Below are 10,418 nucleotides of genomic sequence, written 5' to 3'. Positions count from 1 at the left end.
CCGCGGTGCCATGGCACAACGCCTCGGTGCCATGGCACCGTGCCTGTTGCGCCGGCGCCGCGACTCGTCACGGGTATGTAACCGCGGCGGATTCAATCGTGCGGCGACGGGAATCGAAATTGCATTGTCGACGATCGTGACCGCATGTTATGAGAGCGCCCGCGAGGGCCCGACGCGCTGCGATCGAGCCGCCATGCTCGAAGGAACGGCCCGATCATGAAGACGGCAGCACGCGACGCGTCCCCGGCGCGGCAAGGAAGACCGGCCTTGACCGAATTCGGCTCATCCACCGAGAAGGCCCTGTGGAGGTTGTACGACCTCTGGGTGCCGACGATCGCCTCCGAGCATCTCTGGGGCTGTCCCTCGGACAGGATCTTGGACCTGTACAGGCAATACACCTCCGCTGACCACCTCGAGGCGGGGGTCGGCAGCGGTTATTTCCTCGATCGATGCGCGTTTCCCGTCGCCGACCCCTCGCTCACCCTGCTCGACGTGAACCGCAGCGCCATCGACGTGTCCCTCGAGCGGCTGCGCAGGTACCGTGTCACCGGGCTCGTCGCGAGCCTCCTCGAGCCGCTCCCGCTCCCCGGGTCGGCCTTCGGGTCCGTGGGTATGAACTATGTCGTGCACTGCATCCCCGGGGCCCTGCGCGACAAGATGGACGCCATCCTGGGGCACCTGTTGCCCTGCATGAAGGACGGCGGCGTGCTGTTCGGGACCACGGTCCTCGGCAGAGGCGTCCGCCACAACGCGGCGGGCGGCCCGTTCGCCGCGGCGATGCAGCGCCTCGGGATCTTCAAGAACCAGGAGGACGATCTGCCTGGGCTGGAGGCGGCGCTGAAGCGGCACGTGTCGGACTACTCCATCGAGCCTGTCGGGCGAACGGCCGTGTTCATCGCCCGGAAGCCGGGTCGCGCCGAGAGGGCGCCCGGCTGAGCAGCAGCGGGAGGCGCGCCGCCGCGCCGCTCGAGGCGCGCGCGGCGACGTCGTCCTCCTTCAGGGTCACGGTGTCCCCGCGGAGCTCTCCTCGGGTGACGGAGTGACTCAAACCCACGTGACGAGGAGACGGACTGTGGTCGATGCGACGATGACCGAGTCGGACAATCTTCCCTTCCTGGACGTGCTGAGCCCGGAGTTCGTCCGCGACCCGGGGCCCATGCTGCGCGCGTGCCGACGCGAGCACTGGATGGCGCGCAGCCCGATCGGCTTCGAGGTGCTGGGGTTCCCCGAGTCCGTGTCGATGCTGCGCGACGAGCGGATCAGGCCCGGCTTCGACAAGCTCTTGGAGCTCCTCGGCATCACCTCCGGCCCGGCGCACGAGCACATGTCACAGCAGGTCGGCTCCCAGGAGGGCGACGCGCACCGGCGCATCCGCCGGCTGATCCAGCCCGCCTTCAGCATCGAAGCGATGGAACGGCTGCGGGCTCCGGCGCGCCAGGTCGTGGACACGCTGCTCGACGCCGTGGACGAGCGCGGCGCGTGCGACTTCGTCGCTCACGTCAGCGGGCTGTTCCCGGGCCGCCTCTTCTGCCGCCTCCTGAACGTCTCCGAGGACGACGCGGCGCCCCTCGCGCGGATGAACGGCTCGATCATGAAGATGTTCTGGATGAAGCCGGAGCACCGGGGCGAGGTCGAGGCGGCCATCCACGAGCTCGGCGAGTACAGCCTCGCGCTCATCGAGCGAAGGCGGCGCGAGCCGGGCGAGGACTTCGTCTCAGGGCTGATCCTGGCCGAGGAGCAGGGCGACCGGCTGAGCACGCAGGAGCTGATCGACCTGGTGAGGCTCACGCTCACCGCCGCCGTCGACAACGTGAACCACACCCTGAGCCTCATGGTGCTGCTGCTCGCCGAGCGCCCCGAGGCGTGGCAGCAGCTGCGCGCCCGCCCGGAGCTCATCCCCCGCGCCGTCGAGGAGTGCATGCGCTACCGGCCGCGCGTCCTCCGGCTGACGCACTACGCCGCGCAGGACACCGTGCTGGGCGGGGTCCCGATCCCGGCGGGGAGCTGGGTGATGAGCGTCGTCGCCGAGGCGAGCCGGGACGAGCGCGTGTTCAACGACCCCGATCGCTTCGACATCACGCGCGAGCCGGTGCGCCCCAACCTGAACTTCGGCACCGGACGGCACAACTGCATCGGCGCCTACCTCGCGCAGATCGAGCTGCAGGAGGCGCTTTCGGCGCTCGTCGAGCGCTGGGAGAGCATCGGGATCGCGGGGGAGGTGGTGCCCCAGGCGTCGAATCAGACGAACGGGGTGCTGGAGCTCCCGCTGCGGTGGAAGCGCGCCTGAGGGGCGGGAGCTCCGGCCGGGCGCGCCTCAGCGCTCCCTGTCCTTCTTCTCTTCCTTCTTCTTGTCCTTGCGGTTGGTCTTCTCTTTTTCTTTCTTCGACTTCGACGCCACCTTCTTCGGCTCGTCGCGGCCGAGCGCGATCTCCAAGCGATCGCCGCGCGCCTTGGCCTTGTAGGAAGGCACGCCGTCCTTGAACTGCAGGGTGATCTCGGCGCCGTGCGGCGTGTTGACCACGCGCACCGACGCGATGCGCTTGTCCTTCCGGGCGAGGCCGCTGCCCGAGGACAGCGCGCGCCGGTCGGGCAGCGACACCGTGAAGCCCATCGCGCCGGCCGCGCCGTTCAGCTCCTCGATGGGGCCGTCCATCTTCAGCTTCAGCACGATGGGGTTCCTCACGGACCCCTGGCCCCACTCCTTCGGGCCCTCCTGCGCGTCCTCGTCCGCCTCCGCGTCGCCCTCGTCGCCTGGGCCGCCCGGGACCGCGGCGGACCGCTCGAGCGGATCGCCGGCCTGGGCGCCCGGATCAGCGGGCGGCGTCGGCGGCACGGGCTCCGTCGTCGACAGCGGCGTCGCGCCGAACAGCGGGACGTTCGCCGTCAGCACGCCGCCCGGCGCGGCCGCCGTGGCCGCAGCCGCCGGCAGGGCCGGCGCGCCGGACGACGCCGGCAGCGCCGACGCGCCCGCGGCCGCCTCCGCGGCCCCGGCGGCGGGCGCGTCGCCGCCGCGCAGGCCGAGGAGGCGCGCGGCCCCGAACACCACCAGCACCGCCGCCAGCCCGAGGAAGCTCCCGGCCGCGGCCGCCTTCTTGTTGAAGCGCGGCGGCTCCGACCCCTCGCCCGCCGCCTCTTCGGCCTCCTCGCGCACCAGCCGGCGCCCGCCGGACTTCAGCGCGCCGGCCGGCGGCGGCGCCGTCTTGCGGCGCGGGCCGCCGTCCTTGCCCGACCCGTCCTCGCCGGCCGCGCGCGCGGCGCGCCGCGCCTTGATCCGCGCCACCATGCCGGCCATCGCCGTGGCCGCGCGCGCCCCGGCGCCGGCGAGCGCCGGCCCGAGCTTGCCCGCCACGGCCTTGCTCGCCATCGCGGCCTTCTCGCCGACGTCGCGCAGCCGGCTCGGCTGCGCAGAGCCCGCCTCGTCCGACCCCTCCTGCGAAGGCGGCGCCGCGTCCTGCGCCGAGGCCGGCGCCGCGTCCGCCGCGGGCGCCTCCCGCGCCGAGAGCGCCGGCGACATGTCGCCGTCGTGATCGTCGTCCGCCGGGGCCGCCGCGCCGCCGCTCGCGCCCGCCGGGGCGCGCTCGCCCTGCGGATCGCGCGGCGGCGCCGACGACGCACGCGCCGTCGCCCGCTCGCCCTGCGGATCGCGCGGCGGCGCCGATGACGCACGCGCCGTCGCCCGCTCGCCCGGCGGCGCCGACGACGCACGCGCCGTCGCCCGCTCGCCCGGCGGCGCCGACGACGCACGCGCGCCCTCGCCCGGCGGCGGCACCGACGGCGCCCGCGCGGGCGCCCCGGCGTCGAGCGCCGCCGCGGGCTTCGCCGGGGGCAGCGTCTCGGACGGCGCCCGCGGCCGCGACGCCCTGGCCGCGCGGGGCGCCTCGTAGCAAAGCGTGACCACGAGCTGCGGCACGCTCGTCGCCGGGTCGACCTCGACCTTCACGTGGTCGATGTACGCCTCGCGGCGCGTGCCCTGCTCGACCTCCTCCAGCTCGAGGGAACGCCCCACCTTGAGGAACTCCAGGTTGGAGCCCACCTCGAGGTCGTCGAGCCCACCCGCGCGCACGCGCGCCTTCATGGGCGAGCCCAGCCCGTCGATGTGGAGCCGCACGCGCGCGCCGCGCTGCGCCGTCCCCTGCCCCGCGCCGGACGGGATCGTGAGCGCCGGCGCGGAGCCGGCGGCGCCGGCGTCCATCGACGAGCACATCGCGCGAACTGCCTCCTCCGCCTCCGGATCGAGGCCGGTGAAGCGCAGGCCGAACTCGCCGCCGCGCGCCTGCTCGGCGCGCCAGCAGACCTCGCCCTCGACGACGAGCTCCTTGCCGAGCCCGTCGAAGCGGCAGATCAGCGCGTCGCCGACCCGCGGCAGGTACGCCGTGCGCAGGCGCATGCCCTCGGGCGACATGTCGATCGACTCGGCCTCGAAGCCGCCGCCCGACGTCTCGCCGACAGCGACGAGCGCCTCGATGCGGACCCGCTGCCCGGCGCCGGCGCGCCGCTCGCCGCCCTCGCGGTCCTTCTCCAAGGATTCCGGCGCCCTGCGAACGCCATCTCCGTCTGCGCCTCGAACGTTCATACGCCCATTCCTCCGCCTCGGCCGCGAAGCCGCGTCCGCGATCGCGGGACCTCCACGGTGCAGAGGGCCCACTGGCCGGCAGTACGGCGTAAGCCCCGCGCTGGCCAAATTTTGGAGGCCGCGCGGCGCCGCGGGACGCGCGCGCCGCGTCGATTTCTGGACGCCGCGCGGCGCCGCGGGACGCGCGCGCCGCGTGGATCCGACCGCTCGCTTCGCCTGGCGCCCCCGGGGGCAAACGTGGGAAGCTCTCGGCAATGGGCAAGGACGAGCCGCCGCAGAAAGACGACAAGCCCGCGCCGCCCGCGAACCAGGATGTCGTCTTCATCCACAGCCCCGTCGAGCAGGGCGAGGGCTTCCGGGTCATCCGGAGCCGGGAGGACCGGCTCGAGATCGGCGAGCTGCGGCCCACCGAGCACGGGCGCCCGCTGACCGGGGAGCTCGTGAAGCTGACGCAGCGCTCCGAGCACGCCCGGCTCTTCGACGTCGAGGTGCTCCTCCCGGCGCCCGGCGGGGCCGACGCGCCCCGGTCGGGCCCCGCCCAGGTCGCGACCGACGCCTACCGCGCGAACTGGGAGGCGATCTTCGGCCCGCGCGAGGAAAACAAGCTCGCCAACTGAGCCGCGCTCAGCGGCGGCCGCCGGACGAGCGGCGCCCGAGCCGCGGCGCCTCGCCGGTCCGCCGGATCGCGTAGGCGATCCCGCGCTGGAGCGTCCCCTGGACGACGGTCCCGCCGAGGTCGATGTCGAGGCCGACGAGCGTCTGCGACACGCGGGGGCCGATGCCGGTGATCACCGCCTCGGCGCCGAGCAGGCGCAGCGCGGCGGCGGCGCGCAGGAGCGTGGCCGCGACGCTGCTGTCGACGCCCCGCACGCCCGTGATGTCCAGGATGACGACCCGGGCCCCCGTCTCCGACACGCCGCGGAGCGCCGCGGCGAGCGCCTCGTCCGCGCGCTGCGCGTCCATCGTCCCGATGAGCGGCATCACCATGACGCGATCGGTGATCGGGATGAGCGGCGTCGACAGCTCCGCGAGCCGCTCGCGCTGCACGCGGATGAGGTCCTCCTGCAGGCCGGCGCGCTCCTGCTCGGCGCGCGCCCGCTCGGCGAGCTCCTCCTCGAGCCGCGCCATCGCCGACGAGAGCTCCGCGGTGCGGGCGGCGACGGCCGCCTCGAGCGCGTCGTTGGCGCGGCGGAGCTCGTCGCTCGCCGCCTGGACGCGCGCGTAGAGCAGCGCGTTGTTCACGGCGATGGCGGCCTGCGCGGCGACGAGCTCGAGCACGTCGAGGCGGGCGGGCGAGAACACGTCGGGCGCGGCGTTGTTCTCCAGATAGAGGACCCCCGAGAGCTCGCCCTGGCTCACCATGGGCAGCGCGAGCACCGATCGCGGCTTGCGCGCCGCGACATAGGGATCGCCATCGAGCCGCGCGTCCTGCGCGGCGTCCGCCACGACGACGGCGCCACCGGTGCTCATCGCGAGCTCGATCACCCGGGCGGCCGCGGCGCCGCTCTCGCGCACGGGCGTGGACGGGCCGACGCGCACCTCGCCCGCGTCCTCGACGACGGCCTCCACGCGCGGCCCGCCCTCGTGGCCCAGGATCAGCGCGCCCCGCTGGGCGCCGACGCTCTCGACGGCGAGCCGGAGCAGCCGCGTCATGACGCGGCCGAGGTCGATCTCGCGCGCCACCGCCTGCGCGGCGCGGATGAGCGCCGCCGCGTCGAGCAGCGCCACGCGCCGCGCGACCATCTCCGTGGTCGACACGGCGACCGAGGTCAGGTTCGACAGGAGGTCCGCGGACGCGGGCTGGCCCGCCGCCGCGCGGGGGAGCAGCTCGACGTAGGCCTCCTCCATCTGCCGCAGCTTGGCCGTGGCGCCCCAGCGCGCGTAGGCCTGGTAGGCCTCGACGAGGCACGACCGCGCGAGCCACGGCATGCGCCTCGAGGCGAGGAACCTGCCGCAGAGCTCGCTGACGAGCGCGCGGTAGCGCACGTACCCCGCCTGCTCCGCGGCGTGGCTCGCCTGCTGGTAGAGCTCGAGGATCGGCTCCAGCGCCTCCCCGGCGACGCGCGCGCGCTCCGCCCGGACGAGCAGCTCCAGGTGCCGGAGCTCGGGGCAATTCCGCGCGAGGACGGCGAGCTTGTCGTGGCTCGACGCGAGCATCTCGGCCAGCGCGCCGCCCTCCTCCCCGCTCGCCCGAGGGCCGAGCGCCAGGAGGGTGAGGCAGGTGTAGAGCGGCAGATCGACGATGCCGATGTACTGGCCCGTCAGGGCGCGGGCCCGCTCCTGCGCGCGGCGCGCCATCCGGAGCGCGCCCTCGTGATCGCCGTAGAGGTACGCGAGCGCGAGCTTGTTCGTGTAGTAGAAGCCGGCGACGATCGCGAAGCCCACCCCCTCGAGCTTCGGCACGAGGGCGTCCTCGTCGAAGCCGGCGTCGCTCAGCGTGCCGCGGTCCAGCGTGCGCCCCTCGAGGTTCTGGATCACCTGCCGCGCGATGGTCTGGACCGCCGTCGACAGCGCGTCCTTCGTGCGGGAGGTGAAGCGCAGGAACCCGCCGACGTCCTCGCGCACGCGCCGGAGCTCGCCTTCCAGGCTGAGCTTCATCTGGGCGACGATGTTGGAGGACGCCGACGCGAACATGAAGTCGCCGGTCTCCATCCCGGCGACCCGCGCCCGCTGGAGGACCTCGAGCGCCTCGCGCTGCGGCCTCGAGAGGTTCATGACGACCCCGTAGTTGAAGTCGAGCTTCGCCCTGATGGCGTCCATCCGGTACCTGTCGTTCAGGGCGACGCCCATCCGCACGATCCTGTAGCCCTCGTGCGGCTGGCCCCAGAACGCGGCCAGGTAGAAGCCGTGGTACGCGTACGCCACGCTGGCCATCGGCGAGCTCCCGTGCCGGAGCGACAGGTTCGCCATCCTGACGGCGAGGAGCTGGGCCAGCGGCGGGTTGAGGAAATACGCCGACGGCGAGCCGTAGCCGAGCATCTCCACCACGACCCTGACGCGCGGATCGGCGAGCTCCGGGTCCGCGCCGACGTCCTCGCCCCGCCGGGCGGCGAAGCCGCGCTCGGCCTCGGCGAGCTCCGCGCGGAGCGCGGCGGCGAGCGCCTCGCCCTCGGTGGGCACCTCCACGCCGAAGAGGCGCAGGCCCTTGAGCGCCACCGCGAGCGTGTCCGCCCAGCGGTGCTGCGCGTTGTAGAGGACCATCCGCGCGCAGTAGACGCGCGCGCGCTCCACGTCCGAGGCGGCGCGCTCGAGGAGGGCATCGAAGAGCGCCTCCGCCTCGTCGAAGCGGCCGCTCAGGTGCGCGCACTCGGCCTTCGCGGCGTGGATGTTGAAGACGTCGAAGACGAAGGCGAGACCCGGCTCGCCGGCCCATGGATCCGCGCCGAGCGCGGACACCGCGGCGCTCAGGTAGCCGAACGCGGCGTCGTACGCGGTCGCCGCCTGCGCGCGCCGCCCCGCGGCCAGGTTGAGCCGCACGAGCTCGCCGCGCTCCGCCGCGCCCTCGATCAGGGCCGCCGCGACGTTCAGGTGGCCGACGACGACGAACAGCTCCTCGTCGCTCGGGTCCTCGCCGAGGCTCGCCGCGAGCAGCCGGCCGATGCGGTGGTGCAGCCGCTTGCGCTCCGGCTCGTCGATGAGCGCGTACGCCGCCTGCTGGACGCGATCGTGCAGGAACCGGTACGAGACGCGGAACGAGGGGTCCTCGAGCAGCCTGCCCGCGACCGCCGCGTCGCCGGCGTGGACGAAGCGGTACTCGGGATCGAGGGGCACGACGAGGCCCTCCCGCAGGGCGTCCCAGAGCGCCGCGGCCACCTCGCCCGGGGGCTGCTCGGCGACGAGCGCGAGCGTCCTGAGGTCGAAGCGGTGGCCGACGCAGGCGGCGAGCCGGAGGGCGCGCTGCGCGCCGGGCGCGAGCCGCCGGATCTTCGCGGACATCAGCTCGACGACGCCCTCCGCGCCCTCCGCGCTCCGGGCGCGCTCGAGGCTCCACGCCCACGCCCCCGCGGCCGGATCGAAGCGCACGATCCCCTCGCCGGCGAGCGCGTGCAGGAGCTGGTGGATGAAGAACGGGTTGCCCGCGGTCCTCTCCAGGATCAGCGCCGCGAAGGCGTCCGTGTCCTCGAGGCGGCAGCGCAGGGCGTCGGCGAGGAGCCGGCGGATGTCCTCGAGCTCGAGCGGCCCGAGCCACACATCGGACGCGGGCGCGTTCGCCGCCCGCAGGTCGCGGACGAGCCTCGCCAGCGGGTGGGCGTCGTCGACCTCCTGGTCGCGGTAGGCGCCGATCACGAGCATCCCGCGGCCGTCGGGATCGGTCATCAGGAGCTCGAGGAGCCTCAGCGAGGCCGGGTCGGCCCACTGGAGGTCGTCGATGAAGAGCACGAGGAGGTGCTCCTCCGCGACGGCGCGGACGAAGGTCTGGAACGCGAGGCTGAAGCGGTTCTTCGACTCGGTCGGCCCGAGCGGCTGCACGGCGGGCTGGGGTCCGACGACGCGCTCGAGCTCGGGGATCACGTCGACGACGACCTGCCCGATCGCGCCGAGCGCGGCGCTCAGCCGGGCCTTCCAGCGCGCCACGGGCTCCTCGCCCTCTGCCAGCATGCGCTCGCACAGCTCGCCGAACGCCTGCGCGATGGCCGCGTAGGGGGTGCGCTGCTTGAGCTGGCCGAACTTCCCCGACACGAAGTACCCGGGCCGCTGCGCGAGCACCTTGTAGACCTCGCGGACGAGGGCGGACTTGCCGACGCCGGCGTGGCCGGAGATGAGGAAGAGCTCGACGGCGCCGGCCGCCGCGCGCTCGCACGCGGCCACGACCGCCTGCGTCTCGGCCTCGCGCCCGTAGAGCTTCTCCGGCAGCCAGAGCCGGCCGCCCGCGTCGCGCTCGCCGAGCGGGAAAGGATCGACGCGGCCGTCGGCCTCGTACCGCCGGAGGCACTCCTCGAGATCGGCGCGCAGCGCCTCGGCGCACGGATACCGATCCTCGGCGGCCTTGGAGAGGAGCTTCATGACGAGATCGGAGACGACGCGCGGGATCTCGGCCGACGCGGCGTGCGGCGGCGTCGGCGTCCTGGCCAGGTGGCAGTGAACGAGCTCCATGGCGCTCGGCGCCGTGAACGGGGGAGCGCCCGTGAGCATCTCGTAGAGGGTGGCGCCGAGGGAGTAGAGGTCCGTCCGGCAGTCGAGGCTGCGGTTCATCCAGCCCGTCTGCTCGGGCGACATGTACGCCAGGGTCCCCTCCGCGGCGTCCGGGCTCTCGGCCCGCGGCGCCTCCTGCGACAGGCGCGTTGCGATCCCGAAGTCGGAGAGCTTGACCACCAGCGGATCGAGGCGGACGAGGATGTTGTGCGGCTTGACGTCCTTGTGAATGACGCCCGCGTGGTGCAGCGCCGCGAGGGCGTCCGCGACGTGGATGCCGATCCGCAGGGTCGTCGCCAGGCTGAGCCTGTCGCCCCGCAGGACCATGTCGAGCGACGCGCCGCCGAAGTCCTCCAGGACGAGCACGGGCCCCCCGTCGCTCTCCTCGACGTCGAGGATACGGAGGACGCCCGGGTGCGCGATCTCGCGCGTGATCACCTGCTCGTGGCGGAGCCTCGCGATCGCCCGCGGCGACGCCCGCCCCGCGCTCGCTCCCTTCAGCACGACGGGCTGCCCGTCCGACACGCGGCGCGCGCGGCGCACGATGATCATCCGCCCCTCGTGGAGGACGGCGTCCGCGGCGTAGCCCTGCAGCGGGCTCGCTGATGCGGTGGCATGAACTGCGCCAAGTGTCGTCATGTGTGCAGGTTACAACTGATGCGGAGACTCCCGAGACGGCGTTCGACGGCGCGTCGGGGCCGCCGCGGCCAAG

General features: G+C 74.0%; 5 protein-coding genes. 3 read left to right on the top strand and 2 right to left on the bottom strand.

Annotation, left to right across the window (positions count from 1 at the left end; translation table 11 throughout):
- Window positions 1-267: 267 nt before the first annotated feature.
- The gene (locus WME98_RS41295; RefSeq protein ID WP_437947155.1) at window positions 268-936 is read left to right on the top strand and encodes a class I SAM-dependent methyltransferase; all 669 of its coding nucleotides are present in this window, start codon (window positions 268-270) and stop codon (window positions 934-936) included.
- A gap of 151 nt (window positions 937-1,087) precedes the next feature.
- Entirely contained in the window at window positions 1,088-2,287 is a 1,200-nt protein-coding gene (locus WME98_RS41290; RefSeq protein WP_437947154.1) for a cytochrome P450, read from the top strand.
- A 27-nt stretch (window positions 2,288-2,314) separates the two neighbouring features.
- On the opposite strand, the gene WME98_RS41285 is transcribed toward WME98_RS41290, so the two are convergent.
- A complete protein-coding gene (locus tag WME98_RS41285) occupies window positions 2,315-4,522 on the bottom strand; it encodes a PilZ domain-containing protein (protein WP_437947153.1) in 2,208 nt (735 codons plus the stop codon).
- A gap of 305 nt (window positions 4,523-4,827) precedes the next feature.
- On the opposite strand from WME98_RS41285, the gene WME98_RS41280 reads away from it, so the two are divergent.
- Window positions 4,828-5,190 carry a hypothetical protein gene (locus WME98_RS41280; protein WP_437338028.1) on the top strand — a complete coding sequence of 121 codons (363 nt, stop codon included), beginning with the start codon at window positions 4,828-4,830 and terminating at the stop codon, window positions 5,188-5,190.
- Between the two features lie 7 nt (window positions 5,191-5,197).
- Here WME98_RS41280 and WME98_RS41275 read toward each other — a convergent pair whose 3' ends face one another.
- Window positions 5,198-10,345, bottom strand: coding sequence for an AAA family ATPase (locus WME98_RS41275; RefSeq protein ID WP_437947152.1), 5,148 nt, complete (start codon window positions 10,343-10,345; stop codon window positions 5,198-5,200).
- Window positions 10,346-10,418: the final 73 nt, after the last annotated feature.

It is taken from the genome of Sorangium sp. So ce296 (genome assembly GCF_051529605.1).
Classification (GTDB): Bacteria; Myxococcota_A; Polyangia; order Polyangiales; family Polyangiaceae; genus Sorangium; species Sorangium cellulosum_D.
Note: the sequence above shows the minus strand (reverse complement) of the source record. Positions and strands in the feature narration are given on the sequence as shown.

Coding starts and splice junctions, on each gene's coding strand:
- WME98_RS41290 (WP_437947154.1), top strand. CDS start 1,088: ATGACCGAGTCGGACAATCTTCCCTTCCTGGACGTGCTGAGCCCGGAG.
- WME98_RS41280 (WP_437338028.1), top strand. CDS start 4,828: ATGGGCAAGGACGAGCCGCCGCAGAAAGACGACAAGCCCGCGCCGCCC.
- WME98_RS41275 (WP_437947152.1), bottom strand. CDS start 10,345: ATGACGACACTTGGCGCAGTTCATGCCACCGCATCAGCGAGCCCGCTG.